The following is a 23,403-nucleotide window of genomic DNA, read 5'->3' on the forward strand; positions in this document are numbered from 1 at the left end:
CCTTTTATTTTTTCTTTCCTGTAAATTTCTTATTGGGAAACTCCATGACAAACTTAAACTGCACTCCGGACTTTTCTTCTCCGTCCTTTGTGTAGTGGTATTCTTCCGTACCGCTCGGAATGATATAGGCATCGTATTTCTTGCCCGCCTTGCTTGTAAGCCCCTTTAACAGCGTCTTTTTCCCGGTAAGCAGGCTTTCCACCTGTTCATCTGACAGGGCAACACCCATGATCCGGCTTACATTCATGCCACACTTATTCTTACAGAAAGCTCCGTATTTTCCCTTTACCACCTCTCCGCCGCAGTTTGAGCATTTACCAAGCACCTTCTGCTCCTGTGCGAACATTTTTTTCTGCTCGTCACTGACTTCGTGGTAGGTGTGGATTAAGTCAGATACCATTGTTTCAATATCTGCCATAAAGTCCTCACGCTCCATCTCTCCCTTTGCAACAAGGGTAAGGGCATTTTCCCAGTCAGCGGTAAGTTTCGGGGACTTCACCACATCGGGAAGCACCGTAATCAGCTTTATTCCGTTCTCTGTGGGGATCATCTGCTTTTTCTCACGCTTCACAAAACCGTCCTTGACTAACTTCTCGATAATGTCTGCTCTGGTGGCAGGTGTGCCAAGTCCTTTGCGCTCTACATCATCTCCCATGTCCTCACTTCCGGCTCGCTCCATTGCGGACAAAAGGGAATCTTCCGTAAAGTGCTTCGGCGGTGTGGTGTAATGTTCGCTAATCTTCGTCTGTACCCCGTTAAAGGTCTGCCCCTTTGAAAGCTCCGGCAGTTTCTTATCCTCCTGCTCCTTATCTTCCATGGTCTTAAAGGAACGTTTAAAGGTATCTTCAAAATCTTTCCACCCGTTTTTTAAGACCGACTTGCCGGAAGTGGCAAAGGTGTAACCACCACAGGTAAGCTCTGCTTTAACCGTTTCATAAAGATGTTTCTCCCCCGTAGCACACAGCAGTCTGTTGGCCACAAGGGATAAAATCTTTCGCTCCGTTTCCGGCAGTGCTGCAAGGTCAGCTTTGGCAATCTCCATTGTAGGAATAATCGCATGGTGGTCTGTAACCTTTTTGCTGTTTAACACACGCTTAATATCCGGATTAAACATCATATTTTCCTCAAACAGAATGGAACTGAAAATCGCTTTGATTACGTTTCCGGCAGTCTGCTCCATATCGTCAGACAGATACTGGCTGTCCGTTCTCGGATAGGTACACAGCTTTTTTTCATAAAGGCTCTGGGTGTACTCTAAGGTCTGTTTTGCAGTAAACCCGAATAAACGGTTTGCATCCCTCTGGAGCGTGGTAAGGTCATAGAGCTTCGGTGATGCCACCGTCTTTTCTTCCTTTACCACAGACGTAACAAGAGCCTGTCCATTCCGACAAGCTCCTGCAATCTGTTCCGCTTCTGTTTTACTGTCAATCCTCTCTGTTGCTGCATCCACGCCGCCGCAGAGGATGTGAGCCATGAAATACTGCTCTTTCTTGAAATTCATAATCTTGCTCTCACGTTCCACAAGCATTGCAAGGGTAGGTGTCTGTACTCTGCCCACCTTTAACACCTTGCCGCCATATAAAACGGTAAAAAGCCTTGTACCGTTGATACCCACAAGCCAGTCCGCTTCCTGTCTGCAAAGTGCAGAATGGTATAAATGCTCGTAGTCACTTCCCGGCTTTAAATTCTCAAATCCTTCTCTTATGGCACTCTCCTCCATGGAAGAAATCCATAAGCGTTTCATCGGTTTGCTGCATCCCGCCTGTTCATACACCAGACGGAAGATAAGCTCTCCTTCCCGTCCGGCATCGGTGGCACACACTACCTCATCCACTCTGCTGTCATGCAAAAGACCATAAAGCACATCATACTGCTCTTTGGTATCCTCCTTAATCTCATACTGCCAATGTTCCGGATTAACGGGAAGGCTCTCAAAAGTCCATTTCTTCCACTGATCTCCATAGCTTTCCGGTTCTGCAAGCTCTATTAAATGTCCCACGCACCAGCTTACAAGATAGCCGCCGCCCTCAAAATATCCGTCCTGTCTGTCTAAGGCTCCCAATACATCTGCTATGCTTTTCGCCACACTCGGCTTTTCTGCGATTACTAACTGCATTTATTCGTCCTCCTCATCGTCTTTCTCAAAAAAATCGTCCTCTGTGTCCTCGGTTTCGTCCTCATCTTCCAAGACTTCTTCTTCCTCGTCCTCCTCATCATCTTCATCAATAAACTGCTCTTTCTTTTTCTTTACCACCTTGAAATAGTAGCCTGCGCCGATGCCAATAACTGCAATGATGCCAAGTACAATATAGGTTCCCATCGGATTATCGGTCTGTGCGGGCTGTTCTTCTTCCGGCTCCTCTGTGCCTTCTTCCATACTTTCCTCGCCATCCTCCGGCAATTCTTCTGTTCCCTCAGTATCCGTTTCTGTGTTGTTGTTCGGCAGTGCGCCGTCACTTACCGGAATTGCAGACTCCAGTGCAGCGGAATTTTTCGGAAGCGTTTCGCTGTTTTCCGTTGTTGTATTTAATAAATCATTTTCGCTGATCTCTGTCAGGAAGTAGACCATTTCCTCATCCCCGTCCCTGTCGATAATCAGATAAAACACCTTATCACTTGCAGTCTGAATGGTGTAAAACTCTTTCCCTTTCTCCGACTGTTCTGCATTATTTTCTGCCTGCTCCGAAGCATCTGCTTCCTGCATGGCAGCTTTTTTCTGTTCTGCAAGACTGGTTTCCGATGTGGTATTGCCCTCACTGTCCGTTTTCGTATGCTCTGTTACCTGTCCGGTTGCTGAGGAAGGCTTGGTTGCTTCTGCACTGACCGGGAGCTGTTCTGCAGGATTGCTTTCGTTACTGTCCTCCGCTTCCGGATCGGTGTAATACGGATTGGCTGTCTTATAGACCTCTGACATATTTCCGGCATTATCCATTGCGGAAATGGTAAAATACTGATACCCTGCATCAAACTGTTGCAGACGGATATTCAAAACGCCATTCGTCAGCTCGGTAAATTCATAACCATTCACATAGACTGCCTTGATACCGGAATCCGTATCGTGTGCTTGTACGCTTAACAGACCATCGCTAACCGCCGCATTTAAGGTTGGCTTGGTAAAATCAAAGCACTTGATGTAACGGTTCTTCTCGTAGGTATTGCCCTTCTGGTCTGTCACAAGCACATAGACGGTGCAGTTTTCCGAAATCTCCACATACATATCCTCTGTGATGTCTGTCCAGCTTCCATTCTGTGCGACTTTCGCCTGTACGCTTTTTACGGTAAAGTTGCCTGACTTTGCCACATCTTCAACTAAGACAGGTACCTTTGTGGTATCATTGTGCCACCCTGTCGGTGTATTGATTGTGATTTTCACGTTGGGATTCACATACTCACAAAGACTGTAATCCTCTTTGCAGACCTCACATTCCTTATCCACCGAGTACTGTGAGCATTTTTCCTTACAGGCACATTCCGGTGTGGGAATGTCATTGCCGGACACCGTAGAGCTTTCCTGTTCACTTTCGCTTTCTTCCTCATTTCCCGTAGACGGTGTTTCCGTTTCACTCTCATTTTCCTCTGCATCCGTATCCTGTGCCTGTACCGATACGGTATTGCCGCTGTTTGCCATAAATGCCCCAATCGGCATACAGAACAATACTGCCGATAAGATAAGGGACATGATCACCTTAACTGATAACTTTTTCTTCATTTCCTGTTCTCTCCTTTTCTTTTTGTGCTAATAACTGCAAAATCTCGTCCTCGCTGAATTTGATAAGTAATTGCAGCTTCTCGGACGAGATTTTATGCTTTTCGATAATATCCAGTTTTTCGGCTCTTTCCGCCATTCGTTTTTCTTCTTCCAAGTCCTTTAACTTTGCCTGTATGGTGGCGAGCTGTTCTTTTGTCTTTGTGATTTCCTTTTCTATTCTCTGGCTTTTTGTCATAATATCTCACTTCCTCTAATTCAATCTTCCAAAACTGTAAAAATGGATCTGCCAGTACGGAGTGTTAATGGAAGCATATTTGATTGGATCGCCACAGTGTATCATTACCTCGTTGTCGCAGTAGATGCCTACATGACTGACTGCTCCTGCTGAATTATAGGTGCCTGTGAAAAAGATAATGTCTCCCGCTTTCGCTTCGCTTGCCGATACGGGAGTACACTGGTCATAAATGCCCTGTGCAGTTGTTCGTGGCAGATTGTGTACGCCGCTGTTGGTAAATACCCAGCACACAAAACCAGAACAGTCAAAACTTGTGGACGGGGACGAACCTCCCCATACATACGGATAGCCTAAATACTTGGCTGCTTCCTCCATAAGTGCCTGTACGGTTGCATCATCATAGGAATCCGGTGGTATGGCATTTCCCGGCGCACCGCCGCCACCTCCCGGACTTTCCCCGTAAAGCGTTCCCTCGCCTACATCAAAGTAAAATAACGGATTATAATACTCTCCGTTATATAAGCACTCGATATGCAGATGGCTTCCGGTACTGCTTCCGGTGTTTCCCGTAGTTCCGATTACCGTACCTTTGGTTATGCTCTGACCTGCACTGACACTCAGGCTGTCCATGTGGGCATATTTTGTGGTGTAACCGTCTTTTTCGATGACCACATAATTCCCGTAATAGCTGTCATAAGTTGCTGTCGTGACTGTACCATCATGGGCTGCATAAACGATTGTGCCTGTGGGCACCGCTATATCCACGCCCCGGTGCAGTTCCTCATTTCCGGTGTTCGGGTTCTTGCGGTATCCATAATAGCTTGAAATATAGTTATACCAGTACAGATCAAGCGGAGAAGCAAACTGCTGTAAAAACCCGCCTGTTTCTGCATACATGGCATAAATCTCTGTCTGTTCTGCATCCATCTTTCCGGCAACAATGGTTTCCAATGGTTTGACCGTAAGCACTACCCTTAATATGCTGACTTCATATTCCTCCTCTTCCTCGTATTCGTATTCTTCCTCTGTCTCCTCTCCTGTTACCGGATCAGTGACAGTGCGTGTACCTGTCTTGGTTACTGTCCTTGTCCTTGTTTCCGTATCCGGTGTAAGAGTCAGCGTATACATCTCACCGAAAAGAGCCTGTACCTCGCTTTCCACTTCACTTGCGGTAAACTCCGTATGGACAGCCGATAAATACCCGATCAGCGTAAACGGATTGTGCCCGATTTCCCCCAGATTATAGGAATACTCATCATATCCCGGATAATCGGTTTCGATGTTGTCAATCTCGTTCTGAAGGTCAAGCTCCAGTCTGGTAAACTGCAAGTCTGTCGCATCAATCTCTGCCGGTTCGCTTAAATAGCTTGCCGCAAGCACTGTAGACTGCGTATCTGCAAACATCGCCCCACAGGACGATACCGAGGTCATAATCATAATAAGAAGCACCGCCATGATACCAACCGTTATGAGAACACCCGCATTTTTGCTTGCAATCTCCTGTAATTTCTTTGCTATGGCGGTTGCAGTATTGGCAGTCTTTGACACTGCTTCCTGTGCCGCTTTTGTGGCAGCTCCCTTCTGTCTTGCTTTCATGTACTCCCGCTTGATGCGCTGTTTCTGTAAACGCTTCTGCAATGCTTTTTTCTGCATCTGCGGGTTTTCCTCTAAGAACTTCTGGTACTGGAAGTTGACCTCTTTCTGAAACTGCTTCTTTTCCAGCTTCGCTATTTTCGCCCGCTGTCTTGCTTCCTTTCCCTTATAGTGCCTTTTTACAAAGCCAATCAGTTCCTCACCCTTCTGCTCCGTCTTATGGGCACCTTCCACAGCAGAGTTTTCCTTTTCGTTCTCGGCAATCTTACCATGTACGAAATTTCTGCTTTCCGTCTGCATTCGCCGCATAGTGGTCTTGGAAAGGCTCTCCTGCTTAAAAGGCTTCTCCTTATCCAGCGGAACAACCACATATTTCCCCTTGCCCGTTTCTTCATCAAAGACTCTCTGCAAGGTATATTCCCGCTTCTTGGGAAGTTTTCCTCTTGCCTTTTTGACCTGCTCTGCGGCTTTCTGCGCCTGTTTCTGTTTCTTTTTTAATTTCTCGCTTCCGGTAAACTCTGAAGCACGATCCTCCGTAAAGACCTTTCCGGCATCTTCCGTAAAAACGGTATCTTTGGCTTTTTCCCTGTGTTTATGCTCTCGCTGCACACGCTTTTTGTGGTATTTGCCCTTTTCCTGTGACTGCCTGTAAGTGTCCCTGCGGTGGTAATCCTCTTTTTCTTCCTGCCTTTTCCCGTTTTCCTCCGTCTGACCGGAATTATCCTGCCCGGAAAACGTGTTCTCGGCTTTGGTAAATGCCGCCTTTTCCTCCTGTCCCTTATCGGCACCGGACTTCTGGACATTTTGTCCAAAAGTTTCCCCATACTCCTTTTTCGCATGGCTTTTCGATGCGCCGGGCTTTTGTGAAGCTCCTGTTTTCTCCTGAAAGACATCGGAATCTCTCGGCTGAAAATCTGAGCCGCCGCTTTTTTGAAAGTCTGGATTGCCTTCCTTTTTAAATTCTTTCACAGCCTTTTTATGGGAAGCGGCACTTTTTCCTGTCTTTTTATCTGCCATTAACTCGCCTCATCTTTCTTAACTGCTTCCTCCGGTTTGGTGTTCATAATCGCATAGGTCTTGGTGTTTGTCGGATACTTGTCAACAAACGGGATAACCACGTTGTCAAACAGTATCAGACCGCTCCCCGGCTCGGAATTGGTTACATGGGCAAGCTGCTTTTCGGAAAGTCCTAACTTATCCGCAAGTATCGCCTGATCCTTTGCGTTCTGGTTTAACAGATACACAAAATCACTGTTACCCAAGATACCCTCGATTTCCTCTGAACGTAAGAAGTCACCCACGTTCTGGGTAAGCCCTGTCGGGATACCTCCCCACTTTCTGAAACGCTTCCAGATTTCCACAGAGTAAATGGCAGTCTGCTTTTCCTTTAACAGAAGGTGGAACTCATCACAGTAATAACGGGTGGCAATCTTACGCTCCCTGTTCTGTGATACCCTGTTCCATACCGCATCCTGTACGATCAGCATACCAAGCTCCTTTAACTGCTTTCCCAAGTCCCTGATGTCAAAACAGATAATACGGTTCTGCGAGTCTACGTTGGTACGATGATTAAAATAATTCTGCGAACCGCTTACATACAGCACAAGGCTGTTGGCAATTCTGACCGCCTTTGCCTTTGCTTCCTTTGCAAGCTCTTTTTCCACGTTTTTCGGCTCATATTTTAATAGTGCATTGTATAAGTCCTCAAGGATAGGCATATTCTCCGGCACAGGGTTTTCAAAATAGGTATCGTAGATATGGCGGATACATTCGTCAATGATACCCTTCTCATCATTCTCCAGACCGTCCTTTCCTCCGGCAATCAGATCACACAGGGTAATGAGAAAGTCACTCTTTAATTTCAGAGCTTCCTTGTCCCCTTTGTGGGATAACTGAATATCCATCGGGTTTAAATAATCTTTGGAATCAGTGGCAAGTCTTATGACCTGCCCCTTTAGTGCCTGTACCAATGGGAAATACTCTCCCTCTGGATCACAGATGATAATGTCATCCCTTGTCATAAGGAAACAGGATAAAATCTCCCTCTTTGCGCTGAAGGACTTACCGGAACCCGGCGTTCCGAGTATCACACCGTTTGGTGTACGAAGCCTTTTGCGGTCTGCCATAATCATGTTGTTACTGAGGGCATTTAACCCGTAATAGATTGCCGGAGCAGGCATGAACAGCTCCTGTGTACAGAACGGAACAAGGATAGCAGTGCTTTTGGTTGTCAGCACTCTCTCAATTCCGGTATCATTGCACCCAATCGGTGCAGATGCCATAAGCCCCTGCTCCTGTAAATACTGCAAGCATCGTAAGTTGCAGTTTGCCTGCTGGATAATGCCGGACACTCTCTGCGTGATGTTCTCAAGCTCCATTTTTGTCTTTCCGTAACAGGTAATCAGGAAGGTCATTTTGACAATCTTCTGGTTGCTCGTGTTCAGATCGTCTAAAAGCTCTAAGGTGTCCTTTTCATAAGTGATGATGTCTGTAGGAAGAATATCCATATCGTAGCCGCTGCGGACAGCCTTTTTCTGCTCCTCAATCTTCATTTTCTGAATATTCGTCAAAGCTCCCTTTAACATCTTGATTGCCTTTACCGGGTCCATCGTCTGCATGTGCATGGTAATGGTAAGGTTATCATCAATGTCAAGGAGCTTCTTTAACAGCTCGTCATTAAATCTCGGTGCAATAATATCCAGATAGTGAACACTTCCGTACATACTGCCGGACTTAAATCTGCTCGGATACCTAAAGTCAAACCCCGGCGGTGCAATATAGTCCTTGACTGACTTGCCAGACTCTGACAGTTCCTTAAATGAAAAACGGAAAGGCTCCATCGTTCCCTGATTAAAATACTCATGCAGGATACGAAGTCTTTCCTTTCCGTCAAGTGACCGGGCATTCGTGCCGATGTTATTTAAGTTTCGGATAACATCTTTCTCGATATTATTCAGTTTGTTCCTTGCTTCCTTATATCCGGTGCTTTCCACACCAAAAATGAGATACTTTGACTTGATGATACCGTTGTTTCCCTTTGCCGACTGATGCTTCAGCATCTGTGTGTATTCCTCACGAATATCGTCAAAATCATCATCCTGCAAAGGTATGTCAAACTGCTCCGCAAGTGCCTGTTCATTGACCTGCCTGTTAAATAGGAACAGCTCGAACTTAATGGACGGATCAAAGTAATTGATGAGCTTGCTGTACTCCTCCAAAATATCTCCCTGGTCTTCTACTTCCAAAAGGTCATAGTTGATGTCGTAAAACTCCACCATCTTCGTGTAAAAATTATGTGTTACCTGACAGATACCATCACGAAACATCTTTTTGAAGGTAATGGTTTTCTGTGCAGTATCCGGCTTTGCCTGTTCCTTCCCGTTTCCGGCAAGAATACGTCTAAGCTCCACTAACCGCTTCTTTTCCGAAAAAGTAAGTCTGGCTCTGCTTGCCGCCTTCTTATTTTCCGGCATTCTGCGGTTTCCGGCTTGCGCCTTTTGCTTTTTCTTCAAGGTAGCGCACCTCCTTCTTTATTTTTTCTCTTTCCTCCAACTGCTCGTAGAGGTTTTCCGATTTATACGGACGTATCCCCGGTGTAAGCATCTTCTGCCGTATCATAAAGTACAGAAGTTTTTCTGCCGGAAACCCGTCCCTTTCATACATTGCCAAAAAGAAAAATGGCAGCATCACTCCCACCATGATAAGGGCTCCCGCCTGCGTCCCTAAAACTCCCTTTGTAAGAAAATACAAAGGAACTCCGGTAATGGCAGCTCCGCTAAAACAGATGATCTGTCTTTTGGTAAGGTTTAATGCTACTTTCGTTTTGATGCCACTCAGGTCTTTTGGCACTGGTACTGATATTGCCATAGTCTGCTCCTTTCGTGTGCATACCCATATATGGGCAACGCCCACCATGAATTAGTGAGCGTTAAAAATTGATTTTGATAAGGAACCTGTCTTGAATAAGCTGAAGCATAAGATTACGGTATAGGCTGCCACAGACCATAAGGCGCTGTGAAGGTTACTTGCCACTGCCACGCTTGCCACAAGCACAGCATAAATCGCCACACATACCATAATGAAAAATCCCTGAAATGCTAAAGCGATAAGTCCCTTTAGATAATTAGTTCCGACTGTTCCCCATTCCCTATTGGTTACGGTTGCCGCCGGAATTGGTGCTACTGATACATAAAGGTATATTTCAATCATACGTCCGTATAAAATGACGGTGATAAGGACGGACATGATTTTCATACACAGGCTGATGATCATGGTTTCCATGCCAAGTCCTATCAGCTCCCCAATCCCCATACTGTCAATCTGGCTGTTGAACATGGAAGTAAGCGTAGCCTGCACATCCAGACTCGTTGAGCCGGATATGGAAGCTGCCGCCTGTGTCACTACATGACTTCCCACGTCAAAGACCGCCATGACAATATCAAAAGTCTTAGAAAGTAAGCTGACAGCGATACAAGCCTTGAATAAAAAACGGAAGAACAGGCTCGTATCAAAGTCGTGCATATTGTTTTTGTCGATAACCATTGTAATCAGCTCATAGACCAGCACAAAGCTGATGATCATTCCCGCTATGGGGACAATGACATTTTCCGATAACGTCTGCACCATACTGAAAATGCCGGAGTTCCATGAGCTGGGTGTCTGGCTGACCTCCCCTGCAATCGTGCCTACCTTGTCATTCACATCGGTAAACATGGTTTCAAGGTTGGACAGCACCCACCCTTGCAGCATCTCTTTAATGAAATCAGTAATCTTGTCAATGATTCCACCCATGAAGGACTATCTCTTATGAGAACAGTGTGGAGAGCTGTGGAATCACCGTCTGCGCCACAATGATAATGCCCCCGCCGGACATAAGCTGCTTGATACCCTGTGACTTTGCTGATGTGTGATAAAGAAGTAATAGAAGTGTAAAAAATTTTGCCGTTCCTATCCGGCACTTGCGCATTGTGTCGGATAGGTCGGGCGGTTATTCGGGCAAGTCCACCTTGCCAACAAAAGAATAATAAATCTCAATGTCCTGTCTGCGGGTCTTGTTCTCGTCATAGCTGCACTCATGCACAACGATTTTCTCTACAAACTCCCGCAGCAGAGTAGGGGTAAGTTCTTCAAAGCTGGTATGCCGCCGGACAACATTCATAAACTTTTCTGCGTTCACGGTGGCTTCCTGTGCTTTGGAAAGCTCCGCTTGGATAGCGGCGGCTCTTTCTTTCAGCTCCCGTTGTTCTGCTTCATAGTCTGCCGACAGTTCTGTGAAACGCTCGTCTGATATGCGCCCGGTCACGCTGTCCTCATACAGCCGCTTGAAGATAGCGGATAACTCGGCTATGCGTTTCTCGGCGGCTTCCAGTTCCTTTTTCTTGGCGGCGTTCCTGCGCTTGCCCCCGTCCTCGTTCTGCTCAATCAAGAGCTTCATAAACCGGGCTTCATGCTTTGCCGCATAGCTTGTCACTTTCCGCAGATTGGAGAGTACACCAGCGGTCAAGAGGTCGGTGCGGATAAAGTGCGCCGTACAGTCATGGGTGCGCTTCTTGTAGTTGCCGCAGATATAACAGTCCTGCTTGCGCTTGTCCGTCTGGTATCGCTGCTGATACATGACACTGCCGCAGTCCGCACAGAACAGTATGCCGGAGAACAAGCCCACTTCATCATAGCGGTTGGGGCGTTTACGCTGCTTGCGAAGCTCCTGCACCCGTTCCCATGTCTGGGTGTCTATGATAGGTTCGTGGTGGTTCTCAAAGATTGCCTGCTTATCCTCGTCATTGTAAATGATTTTACTGCACTTATAGGATTGCGTGGTAGTCTTGAAGTTTACCAAACAGCCCGTGTATTCCCGGTTTTCAAGGATATGCACAACGGTATTGGTCGCCCACTTGCACTCATAGCCGGGGTGGTAACGGTGGGTGTGTCCCGTCCTGCGGTATTCCAGCGTCCCCGGCGTGGGGATTTGCTGCTCTGTGAGCATACGGGCTATCTTGGTCGGACCGTTTCCGGCAAGGCAGAGGTTGTATATCTGCTTGACTACGGGTGCAGCTTCCTCGTCAATAATAAAATTTTCGTCCTCGTCCATGAGGTAGCCATACACAGGCTTGCTTGTGATGGGCTTGCCACTCATGCCTTTTGAGCGTTTTACCGCCCGTATTTTCTTGCTCGTATCTCTCACCAGCCATTCGTTAAAGATATTCCGCAGCGGGGCAAAGTCATTGTCGCCCTGTGCGCTGTCCACTCCGTCATTGATAGCGATGAAGCGGACACCTTTCTGTGGGAAAATCATTTCCGTGTACATTCCCACTTGCAGGTAGTTTCGCCCTAACCTCGACATATCCTTTACAATAACTGTCCCGACTTTTCCGGCTTCAATGTCCGCAAGCATGGCTTGAAAACCGGGTCTTTGAAAGTTCGCACCAGAATAACCGTCGTCCGTGTACCAGCGCAGATTGGAAAAGCCGTTCTGCTTTGCATAGGTTTCAAGGATACGCTTCTGGTTGGAAATGGAATTGCTCTCGCCTTGCAGCTCGTCCTCATGGGAAAGTCTTGGGTAAAGGGCGGTAATTGGTTGTTGGTTGGTCTGTCTTAACATAAAATCCTCCGTTTCCGACAGCCAGCCCCACTATTCCGTACCTTGATTGTACCACATGGGGCGGCTGTCTGTATAGCGGCAAAAGCGTCAAATCTGCTTCTTTATGGTCGGTCAAATCGCCGTTTTTTGTGTAGCAGCTTCCGCTTCCAGCACTTTCATCATCTTGTCGGCTGCGGTGTCGGTTGCGCCCTGCTTGAAGAAGCCGGAAACGGTAAGGACGGAGTTGCCCATGCGGATTTCCGTTACACAGTCCGGGCGGCGGTCTGTTTTGGTGGTGCTTGTCTGTTTGGTTTCTGTCATAGGCTCTCCTTTCGCTGCTTCATCAGTTGCTTTAAGCGTTCCAGCTTTTCCTGTGCGGTTTCCTTTCGGAAGTTGCTGCCCGTGAAGCGGACGGGGGCGCACATGGAAGTCAGCCTGTCATAGATACGGGCGTGGGGCGTGTCCTGCGGGTGCTGCAATTCCTCCAGCGTGAGGTTGGTCGTGGCGATCAGCGGCTTGCCGCTTCGGTAACGGCTGTCAATCACGCTGTAAACCTGTTCCAGCCCGTATTCTGTCCCTCGCTCCATACCGAAATCATCAAGTATCAGCAGAGGGTAGCTGCAAAGGCGGGAAATATATTCGTTCCTGCCCTCAAAGCTGGCGGAAAGGTCATTGAGTATCGTTGCAAAGTTTGTCATGCGAACGGCAACCTCTTTTTCCATAAGGGCGTTGGCGATACAGGCGGCAAGGTAGCTTTTTCCTGTCCCCACACCGCCCCAAAACAGGTAGCCGATATTTTCAGCCTGCATGGTTTCCCAGCTCTCCACATAAAAGCGGGCGGTTTCGGTCTGTGGGTTTCTGCCATTGTCATGCTCAAATGTCCAGTTCCGCATAGCGGGGTCGGTAAAGCCCCGGCGTTTCAAGTCCTCCACTTCTTCAAGGTGCTTCTGTCGGCTTTCAGCGGCTTGCTGCTTTTCACGGGCTGCCCGCTGGCAGTCGCAGTCTGTTGGGTGGCGGTCACGCCCGAAACAAGTCTTTCCCTCTGCAAAGTAGGCTTCTTTGGGCGTATGGCACTTTCCGCAGTATAAAAGCCCGTCCTCGCCTGTGTAGTCCTCCGCTTCGGCGGTAGTGGTTGTAATATCCATAATCATAGCTTCAATCTCGTTTTTCATAAGCTCTCGCCCTCCTTGCATGAATAATCGGGTATGCCCTGTTTCGGGGCAGCCTTGCCTTTGGCAGCGTCCTCCTGCGCCCACTTGTAAATGGTGGCTGCATGGCTATGGTACTGCTTCCCGGTGGAAGCGATATGGCAGGAAAGCCGGTCAATATAATACTCCCACTTGTCGGGCAGCTCTGTTTTCAGCCCAGAAAGCTCTGTATCGGTCAGTATCACATTGTTGTATCTGCCATAAGCGGCGGGGGCGGGGTGTCCCGTTTCTCCCTCTCTCTCTTTTTCTAACTCTATCTCTTTCTCTAACTCTATCTCTATCTCTGGTGGACGAATGTCGGACAAATGTCCGCCTTTTGTCCGGGACGGTAAAAGTGCCTTGTTTTCCAGCCTTGCAGCCCGTTTTCTCTCGGCTTCGGTAGAGGACTGTCCTATCATCAGCTCAATGTCGGTCATATAGAAAGCCCCGCTGTCAAGCTGCTCCACAAGCCCCAACTGCCGGAAAATCTCTAAAGCCCTTTCAACCGTCCCTATCTGGTGGCGGGTCAGTGTCGCTATCATCTGCGCTGTGTAGGGGATATGCTCGTCAAGCTGCAATTTCCCGCCGTTTTTCAGCGATTTTAAGTACAGCTTCAAGAGGATATTGGAGTATAAAATCCCGTCTTTCATATCTTCCAGCAGCACAATGGAGTCGCTGTCAAAAAAGTTCTCTTTCAGCTTGAGGTAGTAATATTTGCGGTTATCTGCCATTGTCCCTGTCCTCCTTTTTCCGGCGTTTGGAGTAGTAGCGGGGGCAGAGTATGATAACCGCCCGGAAGCTCTGCTTGCAGCTATGGGTACAGCCCCGGCAGAGGTCGTTGTATGTGATACGGTCGCAGGTGGTATTCCCGACTTTTACTTGCCGCAGGAAAAAAGACCATTCCAGCCGCCGTTTCTTGCTCATTCTTGGCATGGGTGCGCTCCTTTCTGCCGTTTCCGCTGGTGTGGCGGTATCGGCGGTAATTCTGTATCATCTCGGTATCATTTTCGGGGTTTTTCTGCCCTGTAAGCCCGTTAAAAAATCCTTTGGTATTGCGGGTAGGGTACGGGGCAGCCTCCTTGTTCTGTATGGGTTCGGGTACATTTTGGGGTGGTTTTTATCGTTCCTGTTCCTGCCTTTTCACAGGCTTGCGTTCCCGGCGTAAAATCTGGTCGATATTGCCCTTGACAGTCTGTAAGCGGCGGTATTCCTCCCGTTTTGCCCGGTAATCGTTGTAGCCGCTGTTTTTCTCTTTGATAAGGCTTTCAATCTCTGCTTGCAGGGCTTTATAGCTCGGCAGCTTGGAAATGCCGTTCTCCCTGAAATAACGGACGGCTGCGTCTGCTATGATAAAGTCGCTTTCGTGCTTCTGACGGTAGGCTGCTTTTGCTTTGGCGTTTTTCTGCTGTTTCAGCCCGTCCCGGACAGGGCGGGTCTTGGAATAGGCAAGCACCTGCCGTTGCAGCTCCTTTTTCCCGTTCAGCGTCTTTTCCACCTGCTTCAACTCTGTAAGGCTTTCCTGCATGGCGGCATAAGCGGCAGAACAGGCTTCGTCCAGTTCCTCCGGGGAAGAAAAGCCATACTGCTGATAGGCGGTAACGGTAGCCGCCATCTGCTTTAGGTTGTGCTTTGCCGCCCAGCGGTCATAGCCCACGCCCTTGCCCTCGGCTCGCTTGGCTTCCCGGTCAACCATGCGCTGCAAGGTGTTGTCTGCCGGGGTGGTTTTTGCGGCTTTTTCCTCCCGCAAGCGTTCCTTTTGGGTGTAGGGGTATTCGGGTATGGCTGTGGTCTGTTCGGCGGCTCTGCGGGCGTTCTGCGTGAGCAGGGTAAGGACAGCAGCCTTGTCAAAATCGTCCCCCAGCTTCCGGGCTGTGATAGGCTTCGTCCTGTCCGGCGTGAGGTAGGAAAGTCGCCCCCGGCTCTCCTTGACGGTCACGCCCTCCCGCAGCAAAAGGGAAGAAAACTCGTCAAAGCTGCCAGCTTGGGAAAGTGCCTGCCGTATCGTCCGGCGCAGCTTCGCCTTGTCCGTTTCAAACTTGGTGGGCTTGGTCGGCTGTCCTGCGGCTTCTCTGACAGCGTTCTCTTTATCAAGGGCAAGCTGCCCTTTCTTTGCCGCCCAGTATTCCCGTTCCGTTATCCGTTCCTTGCTGCCGTTCAAGAGGTCGATTTGGTAAAGCCCCTCCCGGTGGCACATTTCCATGACTTCACTCTTGAAATATTCCATAGCGGCGTTGGTGCAGCGGTGCTTGCAGCCCTCCCTTGTGTCGGCTGGTCTGTCCATGTAGGGCAGAAGCGGGACTTCGTAAATCCGCAGGGAGTTGATGACGATATGCACATGGATATTGCCGCTGTGGTTATGCCCGTCCGGGTGGGTGCATACAAGGGCTTGGTGTCCGGGGAAATGCTCTTTACAGAACTGCTCGCCCAGCTCCTGCGCCCGGTCTACGGTCAAACCGTTGTCTGTCTCGTCCCGTGGGTCAAAGCTGATGATATAATGGTGGCTTTTCACATCTTCCCGTTTTTGGTTTTTCTCATAGCGGAGATTGGCTCGCATACAGGCAACGGCGAAATCCTCGCCCCCGCAGTTGAGGGAAGAAATGCGGTAATCCTCCCTCGGTATCAGCCGCCCGTTTTCATCAAGGGTGGGCTTCATGGTAAACTCGTCATGCTCAAATGTGAGGTAGGCTTCCGCTGCGCCATAGTCCGCATTTTTAGAGCTGATATGTTTGAATGTTGCCAACAGCGTCACCCACTTTCTGCAAGACTTCAAACTTTAGGGCAGCAAGGTCGGAAACCGCCGCCCGTACCTCCCCGGCAAGTTGCGGGTAGGGGCTGTGCCACTCGTTCAGTGTCCGGGCTATCTGGTTTAAGTTGCCGCCGATCCTGCCGTATTCGGCGGTCAGCTTCCCGACAGCGGCAAGCAGCTCGTCGTTGACGGGGGAAACGGTTATGATGGGGCGTATGGCTGCCCCGGTTATGGCTTGCCGGATAAACTCGGCTTGGCTCATGTTGTAAGCAGAAAGCCGCTGGGCAAACTCGGCGTATTCTTCCTCGGTCATGCGTGTCTTGACTACCCGGCTGCGGTGCGGTGTGTTGTATCGTTTTCGCATGGTAAAAACCTCCTTTCGGCTGCCGCATGGCTGCGGCGGGATAAGCGGCGTAAGCCGCATAAGCAGGGTTTGGGGAAGGCACTCCCCAACAAGATTCCCGCAGGGGCAAAATGAGCGAAAAGCGAATTTTGGTACTGCGGTAGAATCTTGCTCTCCGTAACTGCAAACCCCGGCGCATATGGGGGCTTCTCATTTTCCGCTAATATAACGCTCGAAAAGGGCTTTGCTGCCCGCTGTAGGCGGTCTTTTTTCCTTTCCGCTAAAGATACATTTCAAAGACCGTCATCTACCCGCTGGACGGGGATTTTCTCAAATTTCCTTTTGCTCCTGTAATCCGGGCAACAGCTTTTTGGCAACTGGCGGGGTAGAGAATTTTTCTTTTCACTCACTACTGCAACCGGCAAGGGGCAAAATGGCCGGAAATAGAATAGAAAAAAGCAGTAAATCTTTTTCAAGACTTACTGCTTTCGATGGCCGCCGGTGGGCGGCAAGTATTCAGTTTTTATGGCTCGTCCGGCGGGTAGTCAAATTGGAATTTGAGCAGACAGGCAATCAACCGTTCTTTCACATAGTCCTCAACTTCGGCATTGACTTGCCCGTTCATTTTGGAAAAGTATCGGATATATCCGGCATAGTGGGAAAGAACTGCGTCCACGGCTTCCGGGTCGCCTTCATGGGCTTTGACAATGGTTTCATAGGGAAGTAGCCTACTCATGGCGGCTCACCTCCATTTCCTCCCGTAACCGCTGCAAGGCAAGTTGGATATGCCGCCCCGCTGTGCTGCGTGTTTGACCAAAGTACGCACCGATCACGCGCTGCGGCTGGTGCAGGAAATAGTAGCGGAAGATTTCTTCCTGCGCTTGTTCCGGCAAAGTCGAGAGTGCAGCGGCAAGGGTGACGTTGCAGAGCAGGACGGTCTGGCCGCAGACGATAAAGGGGTGTTCTTCGTCCGGCTCCGGCTCGGCAAACTGGACAAACTTCTCATTTGTCAGATAGTCAAGGGAAATTTCCCGTTCCCATTTCTGCCGCAGCCGTATGATTTTCCCGATGGCGGCATACCGAATAACGGCTTTACAAAAGGCGTTGTGCTTGCACCGGATATACTCTTGATAGGCTTCAATCTCGGTCATGGAAATTCCCCCTCTCTGAATAATAGTACGGGGCGGGCAGCACTCCTTGCTGTCCACCCCTTGATTGCCTGCCAGCAAAGGCGGGCGGGGCTGTCAACGGCGGCGCGTATGCGCCGTTCATCTTAACCGTTGACTGGCTCGACTGGCTTTGCTATTTCGTTATGTTCATTCAGTTGTTGACAAAAGAAATGTAGATACCGAAACTGTCTGGAACATAGCTGATGCTTATCCACTTTTCTTCATTTGACAAAAGTGTTCCGATAGAAACATAGTTTTCTCCCTCGATTTCCTCTGACACATTTTCAATTACGGAAAAGCCTTCTTGGTTCAAAATCTCCATGTACTCGTTATAGTCGTTTTCGCTAACGCCGGTAAGGTTGATACTGCAATTCCCATGTTCTGTATCAAGTGTAGCCCATGCAACCGTACCAGGCGGAACAGGAAGCCCCTCCGTGTACTCATTCGCAGGCCAAACGCCCTCTTCCAATTTTGTAACACTGTTAGATTGTGTATTGCTCTCATTGCTGGTTGGTGCAGATGAGATATTTTGATTAGAACACGCAGCCAAAAAAATCATAAGCATGATTGCGAATACAGAAATATACTTCTTCATTGGTTACCTCCTGTTTTTGTGTATGGTTCTAATAATTAACAAAACAGCAATAGCCGTTGCTACAAACCCAATAGTCAAAAGGATTTGTGAAACATCAAAGGCAAATGCGCCCTCAATCTGTATATTTGTTGTCGCGTCTGCCTGTCCGATTGCTCCTTCTGGTACTTTTCCTGATTGTGCAACAGCATATACCGAAAAGGCAGCAACCGCGATAACAAGCGCAACAAGAGTAGAAATGATACCGTTCCTTTTTTTCAATGTGGTGTTATCAATGCCAAACTGTTCTGCGGTGCTGTCTGCAAATTCTTTTGGTGTGCCCAAACGTTGGATAACCTGTTGCTCTGTTTCTCCATGCTCCATAGCAGACGCAAAAACTTCATTCAAGTCACGCACAACCTCTTTTTTCATTTTGCGTGGTAAAGATAGTTCCTTTTCAACCTGTTTGATATATTGTTCTTTCATTTGGACACCCTCGCTTGTTGATAACTTTCTATAAAGCCGTTTACGCAGTTTTCATAGCTTGACCAAAATAAGATTAGTTCATCAAGTACATTCCTGCCTTTATCAGTTAAAGAATAATACTTTTTTGAGCCGCCATTTGCCGCAGCCGGAGCCAATCGGCATTTGATTAGTTCTGCTTCCTGTAAACGATACAGAATAGGGTAAATGGTTCCCTCTTTCGCATATCCCAAAACAGACGCACTATTGTTCAATTCGGTTATAATTTCATATCCATAAGTTTCCTTGCGTCCGATTAGGCATAAGAGTATCATTTCCAGAGAGCCTTTTTTGAATTGCTGGACATATTTGTTATTCATATCGTCGCCTCTCTTTAGTTTCGCTACTTAGGCTTGCTAAGTAGCAACTATATTATATCTCTTTCGAGGTATCAGAGTCAATAGTCTTAACGAAAAAGTTACAAGATGCGTGCGTAAGGCAATATCGGAATAATGGGCTGCTGTCTATCAAATTCTTGTGTGTTACTTTATGGCACATGAGCATTTGCTCCGGGATTGTCGTTACCGTAACCTTCCAGAAGGTTGATAACACCCCATACACCTACACCTGCTCCGATTGCTGTTACTACGGTCTTTAATCCTGTTACTGCTGTTGCAAAAAATGACATTTTAATTTACCTCTTTCTTTCCTTAAATTTGATTTGTGATGAAAAGAGTTTTTCGTGTCAAATGCCCTGCCTTGTGATAAAATAAGGACAGGGCATTCCTTTAGGATTACCCTGACGGGCATCCGATACCTTCAAGTTTGCCGACTGCGGTATCGGGTGCTTTTTCTATCCTAAAGTACATTCAAAACTCCGTTTCCACTTTTGGACATTTTGTCCAGAAGTTACGTTAATAGTTCCATATTCAGTTTTATGCTGCGATTTCCCCGACATCTTCCACCTCATCAACGATGTCGTTGTTCCTGATCTTTGCATGGTACAGGTTCTTTACATATTTTTCGATGTCAAAGGCATTCTTCTCGTCATAGTCAGAAAGCAAATGGTACTGCTTATGCTTTGTTATATCAAACTTATTGGAGAAGAATGGTCTTACTCCCCTAAGCTGCATGATGCACTTGCCACCATCCATGACTGCAATCTCGTCCTGACTCATAAGCTCTTTTCCGGTCTTTTGGTAATTCAGACCGTAGGACTGGCTCGTACCCCTCGTGTCCGAGGTATTATAAAGGTCAATGGTTTCTTTACCCAAAACTTCTGCCAGCTCTTTAAGCGTGGTCTTTTCCTTCCCGCCGAGGAATAGTGTGGTATCACAGTTGCCCTCTATGGTATCGGCGTTGTCCTTATAAATCGCTTTAAGCTGTGACTTTGACTGCAAAATAATAGAAGCTGAAATTTCCCGGCTACGGATTGTAGCGATCAGCTTCTCAAACTTTGGTATCTGCCCGATGTTCGCAAACTCGTCTAATAAGCAGCGCACATGAATCGGCAGCCTTCCGTTATACACATCATCTGCCCTGTCACAGAGCAGGTTAAAGAGCTGTGTGTACATGATTGACACAATGAAATTGAATGTATCGTCTGTATCGGAGATAATGACAAACAAAGCTGTCTTTTCGTCCCCTAACATATCAAGCTCCAGTTCATCATAGCTTGTCAGATCACGAAGCTCCTTAATGTCAAATGGTGCTAATCTTGCACCACAGCTAATCAAGATACTCTTAGCTGTCTTTCCCGCAGCCAGCTTGTACTTTTTGTACTGCTTTACTGCGAAATGGTCTGGCTCTCTCTCCTCAAGCTCATCGAACATCAAATCGACAGGATTCTTAAACTCCTCATCGTCCTCCCTTGCTTCACTGGCATTGATCATGTCAAGCAGGGTGGTAAAATTCTGTTCTTTCTCCACGCACTCATACCAGATATATCCGATAAGGGCTGTGTAGTACAACTTTTCGGCTTTCACCCAGAAATCTTCACCGGATTGCTGTCCCTCTCCTTTGGTGTTTAAGATAATTGTGTTTACCAGTTTCAAAATGTCCTTTTCACTCCGGATATAAGCGAAAGGATTATAGTGCATTGATTTTTTAAAGTTAATGGTGTTCAGAACTTTGACTTTGTACCCGTTCTTTAACAGCATTTTTCCACACTCCACAAGCACCGTTCCTTTCGGATCAGTGACAACGTAGGAGCTGTGCATCTGCATCAGGTTGGGTTTCACAAAAAAGCGAGTCTTGCCGGAACCGGAACCGCCGATAACAAGAATGTTTTTATTTCTTGCATACTTCGGCTGCTTTGGTCTGCCCGACATCATCAGCCTTTCCGTTTCTGTCAGTATGACATTGTTCTCAAAGACCGGATCGACATAAGGCTCTATATCCTTTGCATTTCCCCACCTTGCGGAACCGTACTCTACACCCTGCCTAAACTTCTTGGCATTCTTGGCTTTGAAATACACCACAAGACGGAGCGCAACGCCGCCCACAATACCGACCAGCAAATCTTTCGGAAAAAAGCTCGGCAACGGATTGGAAAACAAATCATTCAGCCCATTCATGGCTGCCATCATCTTATCGGAAGCATTACTCCCCGGCGATACGCGCCACAGCCACGCTATCTTGTCACAAAAATACCCTGCAAGAATATACGGGAGATTCATAAGAATGAGCTTCTTTTTATCCACGCCTGCGGTCTTAGCCTTCAGCGTTTCGGGGATGGCTTTTAGGTCTTTGGCAATACCGTCTATAATCTTACTCATAGCGACTGCCCCCTGTCTTTCTGGTGTTCCCTTGCTCTTTCCCTGTTCTTGTCCTTTCCAAGCAGCTCCCTGAACTCTGCAAGCTTCTCCCTTACGGATACTCTGCCACGCTTCTTCTCATTAACTTTCACAAATTCCTTAAATGCCTGTGTGATCACATCGGCATCCTTGCCCTTGAAAAATACCATATACTTCGGCGGTTCCACCGTCTTGTCCTTTTTCACAGCAAAGTCAACATTGTATTTCCTTGCCACTCGTTCAAAGGACTTGATGTTGTTATCCGTAACCTCAATACTCGAAGCTCCCATACCCTGACCTACCAGCTTTTTCACTGACATTTTTCCATGCGTTGCCTGTTGTCCGGCTTTCCGGCGCTCCAGATACATCTTCATGGCTTTTTTCAGTACATCGGCGGTCAGCCTTGAGGACTTGAAAACAAGGGCAATCGTTTTCTGTGTAACTTCCTCCTGCATGGTTTTCCTCCTTGATTTTTTGTAGCTGTAATTCCGCTATGGTGGAACATACAGCCTGTGCAGCAGATACTTCATTTTTCTCTCCTTTCCACTTTTGGACATTTTGTCCAAAAGTTCTGTAAACGCAAAAAGGGCAGCTACAAACCTTTACGGTCTATAACTGCCTTTACGCTGTTGCTATATTATAACAAATTATCAATTGCCTGTGTAATGATTTTCTCGTTAATTCCAGCCTTTTCTAATATCATACAATATATTAAAACACGTGCTAAAGAATACGCCAATATATGAATATCTTCAAATTTTTCTAAACTATTATGCATAAACATATTTCTTTTCTTTGCAAATGCTTGTGCAATACCTTTATATTCATCATCTGTATAGCGTAACCTATTTTGTTTTCTATTTACATAATCGTTAATCACAACTTCATATTTTGAAAGACAATATTCAAATTTTTCAGCCAACCCAAAATCTAATAATTTGATCATATCTGCATACTTTCTAAATTCTTTCCTTTTTTTAGCATCAACTCCTTTATACTCATCTTCTTTTTTATTGATATAATCAAGAAATTCCTCTTTGACTTCATTTGCTTTTTCTGAAAATTCTATTTTAGCATTGGGAAATACAAAATTAAATACCGATTCAAAACTTGTACAACATACCATATATTTTTCTGGTGAAATATACTTATCGTCATTCTCACTCTCTGGAATGAAAAGCAGATTCAAATCCGGCTTATTCACAATCTGTAATAATTGATTTAACCTCTCTTCTACGAAATAGTATCCAATAATTCTATCTATATCAGTAATTTCATTTTTGTTTTTTCCTAAAATATATGTATCAGCGACTTTAGCTACCTTTTTTTCTTCATTTAAGTTTCCAAGTTCAATTTCTCCCATAAATACGTCTTTACGAAAATTTAAAAATACCATCAAATTATAAATCCACATATAGATTTTTCTAAAATTACAAATTTCTACAGAAGTATCAAACATTAATCTAAGTATAGTTTTTGGTTTTCCTAAATTATACTCAGGTTTCAAATAAATAGGCAACCCCGGCTGAGTAATGCTTATCATAAGGTTAGCTTTCATTCCATCAATTACAACATCACAAGATCTGGTAGTTTTGTTAAATCCTTTTAATTTAATGACACTTTCTCCAGTTTCATAATTACAACTAGAGCTCTCTTCGTCAACTATCTGATTTGCTCTATAAAAATAATCCATTATTCCACTTTTAAATGTAATTACATCGAAAGCCTTAAGATTTTGGTCACAACAAATAAAACCCGCCGGTTTTGCTACATATCCAGAGTTAAACACTTTTAAGTAACAATTTAGGAAAAAAATTCTTTCGGATCTCTGATTTATTCCCTCAAGAATTTCAAAATGTTGTTCCTTGTTTTTTAAAAAATCATATGGTCGAATTAACTCTTTATCTTTCGGCACTAATTGAAGCAATTCTCCATCATATGTGAAAATATATGGCTTATCCAAACATTCTATATAGCCATTCTGCATTTTTTGTTTTACCATATCTATTTTCTCCT

Annotated in this window: 24 protein-coding genes; all 24 read right to left on the bottom strand. The window is 46.5% G+C overall.

The annotated features are described in order from the left end of the window. Nucleotides 1-4: 4 nt before the first annotated feature. Nucleotides 5-2,116, bottom strand: coding sequence for a type IA DNA topoisomerase (locus DXB43_RS03680; protein WP_117946820.1), 2,112 nt, complete (start codon nt 2,114-2,116; stop codon nt 5-7). Beyond that, the gene (locus DXB43_RS03685; protein ID WP_117946821.1) at nt 2,117-3,709 is read right to left on the bottom strand and encodes a CD1107 family mobile element protein; all 1,593 of its coding nucleotides are present in this window, start codon (nt 3,707-3,709) and stop codon (nt 2,117-2,119) included. Continuing rightward, nucleotides 3,687-3,944 carry a DUF4315 family protein gene (locus DXB43_RS03690; protein ID WP_117946822.1) on the bottom strand — a complete coding sequence of 86 codons (258 nt, stop codon included), beginning with the start codon at nt 3,942-3,944 and terminating at the stop codon, nt 3,687-3,689. Before DXB43_RS03690 ends, DXB43_RS03685 begins: the two co-directional genes overlap by 23 nt. 15 nt (nt 3,945-3,959) lie before the next feature. Further along, nucleotides 3,960-6,554, bottom strand: coding sequence for a CD1108 family mobile element protein (locus DXB43_RS03695; protein WP_117946823.1), 2,595 nt, complete (start codon nt 6,552-6,554; stop codon nt 3,960-3,962). Beyond that, nucleotides 6,554-9,049, bottom strand: coding sequence for a VirB4-like conjugal transfer ATPase, CD1110 family (locus tag DXB43_RS03700; RefSeq protein ID WP_117946824.1), 2,496 nt, complete (start codon nt 9,047-9,049; stop codon nt 6,554-6,556). The genes DXB43_RS03695 and DXB43_RS03700 overlap by 1 nt, the downstream gene beginning before the upstream one ends. Further along, complete coding sequence (locus tag DXB43_RS03705) at nt 8,997-9,404, bottom strand: PrgI family protein (RefSeq protein WP_117946825.1); 408 nt, start codon at nt 9,402-9,404, stop codon at nt 8,997-8,999. Before DXB43_RS03705 ends, DXB43_RS03700 begins: the two co-directional genes overlap by 53 nt. Nucleotides 9,405-9,455: 51 nt before the next feature. Next, entirely contained in the window at nt 9,456-10,328 is an 873-nt protein-coding gene (locus DXB43_RS03710; RefSeq protein ID WP_117946826.1) for a VirB6/TrbL-like conjugal transfer protein, CD1112 family, read from the bottom strand. Between the two features lie 13 nt (nt 10,329-10,341). Next, the gene (locus DXB43_RS15870) at nt 10,342-10,503 is read right to left on the bottom strand and encodes a Maff2 family mobile element protein (protein WP_117946827.1); all 162 of its coding nucleotides are present in this window, start codon (nt 10,501-10,503) and stop codon (nt 10,342-10,344) included. A 21-nt stretch (nt 10,504-10,524) separates the two neighbouring features. Continuing rightward, nucleotides 10,525-12,135, bottom strand: coding sequence for a recombinase family protein (locus DXB43_RS03720; protein ID WP_117946828.1), 1,611 nt, complete (start codon nt 12,133-12,135; stop codon nt 10,525-10,527). Nucleotides 12,136-12,246: 111 nt separating this feature from the next. Beyond that, a complete protein-coding gene (locus DXB43_RS03725) occupies nt 12,247-12,435 on the bottom strand; it encodes a transposon-encoded TnpW family protein (RefSeq protein ID WP_002569233.1) in 189 nt (62 codons plus the stop codon). Further along, entirely contained in the window at nt 12,432-13,286 is an 855-nt protein-coding gene (locus DXB43_RS03730) for an ATP-binding protein (protein ID WP_117946829.1), read from the bottom strand. The genes DXB43_RS03725 and DXB43_RS03730 overlap by 4 nt, the downstream gene beginning before the upstream one ends. Beyond that, a complete protein-coding gene (locus DXB43_RS03735; RefSeq protein ID WP_117946830.1) occupies nt 13,283-14,032 on the bottom strand; it encodes a phage replisome organizer N-terminal domain-containing protein in 750 nt (249 codons plus the stop codon). The genes DXB43_RS03730 and DXB43_RS03735 overlap by 4 nt, the downstream gene beginning before the upstream one ends. After that, on the bottom strand, nt 14,022-14,234 hold the full coding sequence (locus tag DXB43_RS03740) for a hypothetical protein (RefSeq protein ID WP_005927784.1): 213 nt from the start codon (nt 14,232-14,234) through the stop codon (nt 14,022-14,024). Before DXB43_RS03740 ends, DXB43_RS03735 begins: the two co-directional genes overlap by 11 nt. A gap of 184 nt (nt 14,235-14,418) precedes the next feature. After that, complete coding sequence (locus tag DXB43_RS03750; protein WP_117946831.1) at nt 14,419-16,041, bottom strand: relaxase/mobilization nuclease domain-containing protein; 1,623 nt, start codon at nt 16,039-16,041, stop codon at nt 14,419-14,421. Then, nucleotides 16,013-16,411, bottom strand: a complete 399-nt coding sequence (locus tag DXB43_RS03755) for a plasmid mobilization protein (protein WP_025486349.1) — start codon at nt 16,409-16,411, stop codon at nt 16,013-16,015. Before DXB43_RS03755 ends, DXB43_RS03750 begins: the two co-directional genes overlap by 29 nt. A gap of 502 nt (nt 16,412-16,913) precedes the next feature. Then, complete coding sequence (locus DXB43_RS03760; protein WP_117946832.1) at nt 16,914-17,126, bottom strand: helix-turn-helix domain-containing protein; 213 nt, start codon at nt 17,124-17,126, stop codon at nt 16,914-16,916. Beyond that, a complete protein-coding gene (locus DXB43_RS03765) occupies nt 17,119-17,541 on the bottom strand; it encodes a sigma-70 family RNA polymerase sigma factor (RefSeq protein WP_117946833.1) in 423 nt (140 codons plus the stop codon). Before DXB43_RS03765 ends, DXB43_RS03760 begins: the two co-directional genes overlap by 8 nt. A 169-nt stretch (nt 17,542-17,710) precedes the next feature. Then, complete coding sequence (locus DXB43_RS03770) at nt 17,711-18,154, bottom strand: DUF6591 domain-containing protein (protein ID WP_117946834.1); 444 nt, start codon at nt 18,152-18,154, stop codon at nt 17,711-17,713. 3 nt (nt 18,155-18,157) lie between these two features. Beyond that, on the bottom strand, nt 18,158-18,616 hold the full coding sequence (locus DXB43_RS03775) for a DUF1700 domain-containing protein (protein WP_117946835.1): 459 nt from the start codon (nt 18,614-18,616) through the stop codon (nt 18,158-18,160). Continuing rightward, a complete protein-coding gene (locus DXB43_RS03780) occupies nt 18,613-18,972 on the bottom strand; it encodes a PadR family transcriptional regulator (RefSeq protein ID WP_015534245.1) in 360 nt (119 codons plus the stop codon). The genes DXB43_RS03775 and DXB43_RS03780 overlap by 4 nt, the downstream gene beginning before the upstream one ends. Nucleotides 18,973-19,139: 167 nt before the next feature. Beyond that, complete coding sequence (locus DXB43_RS03785; RefSeq protein WP_117946836.1) at nt 19,140-19,280, bottom strand: Maff2 family mobile element protein; 141 nt, start codon at nt 19,278-19,280, stop codon at nt 19,140-19,142. Nucleotides 19,281-19,527: 247 nt separating this feature from the next. Further along, nucleotides 19,528-21,369 carry a VirD4-like conjugal transfer protein, CD1115 family gene (locus DXB43_RS03790; protein ID WP_199535075.1) on the bottom strand — a complete coding sequence of 614 codons (1,842 nt, stop codon included), beginning with the start codon at nt 21,367-21,369 and terminating at the stop codon, nt 19,528-19,530. Next, complete coding sequence (locus DXB43_RS03795; protein ID WP_087418626.1) at nt 21,366-21,842, bottom strand: PcfB family protein; 477 nt, start codon at nt 21,840-21,842, stop codon at nt 21,366-21,368. Before DXB43_RS03795 ends, DXB43_RS03790 begins: the two co-directional genes overlap by 4 nt. 182 nt (nt 21,843-22,024) lie before the next feature. After that, a complete protein-coding gene (locus DXB43_RS03800; RefSeq protein WP_117946837.1) occupies nt 22,025-23,389 on the bottom strand; it encodes a hypothetical protein in 1,365 nt (454 codons plus the stop codon). Nucleotides 23,390-23,403 lie beyond the last annotated feature (14 nt).

The organism is Roseburia sp. OM04-10BH (assembly GCF_003462605.1).
Classification (GTDB): domain Bacteria; phylum Bacillota; class Clostridia; order Lachnospirales; family Lachnospiraceae; genus Roseburia_C; species Roseburia_C amylophila.

Excerpts from the sequence above, each read along its gene's own strand:
- DXB43_RS03680 (WP_117946820.1), bottom strand. The coding sequence starts at position 2,116 with ATGCAGTTAGTAATCGCAGAAAAGCCGAGTGTGGCGAAAAGCATAGCA.
- DXB43_RS03685 (WP_117946821.1), bottom strand. The coding sequence starts at position 3,709 with ATGAAGAAAAAGTTATCAGTTAAGGTGATCATGTCCCTTATCTTATCG.
- DXB43_RS03690 (WP_117946822.1), bottom strand. The coding sequence starts at position 3,944 with ATGACAAAAAGCCAGAGAATAGAAAAGGAAATCACAAAGACAAAAGAA.
- DXB43_RS03695 (WP_117946823.1), bottom strand. The coding sequence starts at position 6,554 with ATGGCAGATAAAAAGACAGGAAAAAGTGCCGCTTCCCATAAAAAGGCT.
- DXB43_RS03705 (WP_117946825.1), bottom strand. The coding sequence starts at position 9,404 with ATGGCAATATCAGTACCAGTGCCAAAAGACCTGAGTGGCATCAAAACG.
- DXB43_RS03710 (WP_117946826.1), bottom strand. The coding sequence starts at position 10,328 with ATGGGTGGAATCATTGACAAGATTACTGATTTCATTAAAGAGATGCTG.
- DXB43_RS15870 (WP_117946827.1), bottom strand. The coding sequence starts at position 10,503 with ATGCGCAAGTGCCGGATAGGAACGGCAAAATTTTTTACACTTCTATTA.
- DXB43_RS03720 (WP_117946828.1), bottom strand. The coding sequence starts at position 12,135 with ATGTTAAGACAGACCAACCAACAACCAATTACCGCCCTTTACCCAAGA.
- DXB43_RS03725 (WP_002569233.1), bottom strand. The coding sequence starts at position 12,435 with ATGACAGAAACCAAACAGACAAGCACCACCAAAACAGACCGCCGCCCG.
- DXB43_RS03730 (WP_117946829.1), bottom strand. The coding sequence starts at position 13,286 with ATGAAAAACGAGATTGAAGCTATGATTATGGATATTACAACCACTACC.
- DXB43_RS03735 (WP_117946830.1), bottom strand. The coding sequence starts at position 14,032 with ATGGCAGATAACCGCAAATATTACTACCTCAAGCTGAAAGAGAACTTT.
- DXB43_RS03740 (WP_005927784.1), bottom strand. The coding sequence starts at position 14,234 with ATGCCAAGAATGAGCAAGAAACGGCGGCTGGAATGGTCTTTTTTCCTG.
- DXB43_RS03755 (WP_025486349.1), bottom strand. The coding sequence starts at position 16,411 with ATGCGAAAACGATACAACACACCGCACCGCAGCCGGGTAGTCAAGACA.
- DXB43_RS03760 (WP_117946832.1), bottom strand. The coding sequence starts at position 17,126 with ATGAGTAGGCTACTTCCCTATGAAACCATTGTCAAAGCCCATGAAGGC.
- DXB43_RS03765 (WP_117946833.1), bottom strand. The coding sequence starts at position 17,541 with ATGACCGAGATTGAAGCCTATCAAGAGTATATCCGGTGCAAGCACAAC.
- DXB43_RS03770 (WP_117946834.1), bottom strand. The coding sequence starts at position 18,154 with ATGAAGAAGTATATTTCTGTATTCGCAATCATGCTTATGATTTTTTTG.
- DXB43_RS03775 (WP_117946835.1), bottom strand. The coding sequence starts at position 18,616 with ATGAAAGAACAATATATCAAACAGGTTGAAAAGGAACTATCTTTACCA.
- DXB43_RS03780 (WP_015534245.1), bottom strand. The coding sequence starts at position 18,972 with ATGAATAACAAATATGTCCAGCAATTCAAAAAAGGCTCTCTGGAAATG.
- DXB43_RS03785 (WP_117946836.1), bottom strand. The coding sequence starts at position 19,280 with ATGTCATTTTTTGCAACAGCAGTAACAGGATTAAAGACCGTAGTAACA.
- DXB43_RS03790 (WP_199535075.1), bottom strand. The coding sequence starts at position 21,369 with ATGAGTAAGATTATAGACGGTATTGCCAAAGACCTAAAAGCCATCCCC.
- DXB43_RS03795 (WP_087418626.1), bottom strand. The coding sequence starts at position 21,842 with ATGCAGGAGGAAGTTACACAGAAAACGATTGCCCTTGTTTTCAAGTCC.
- DXB43_RS03800 (WP_117946837.1), bottom strand. The coding sequence starts at position 23,389 with ATGGTAAAACAAAAAATGCAGAATGGCTATATAGAATGTTTGGATAAG.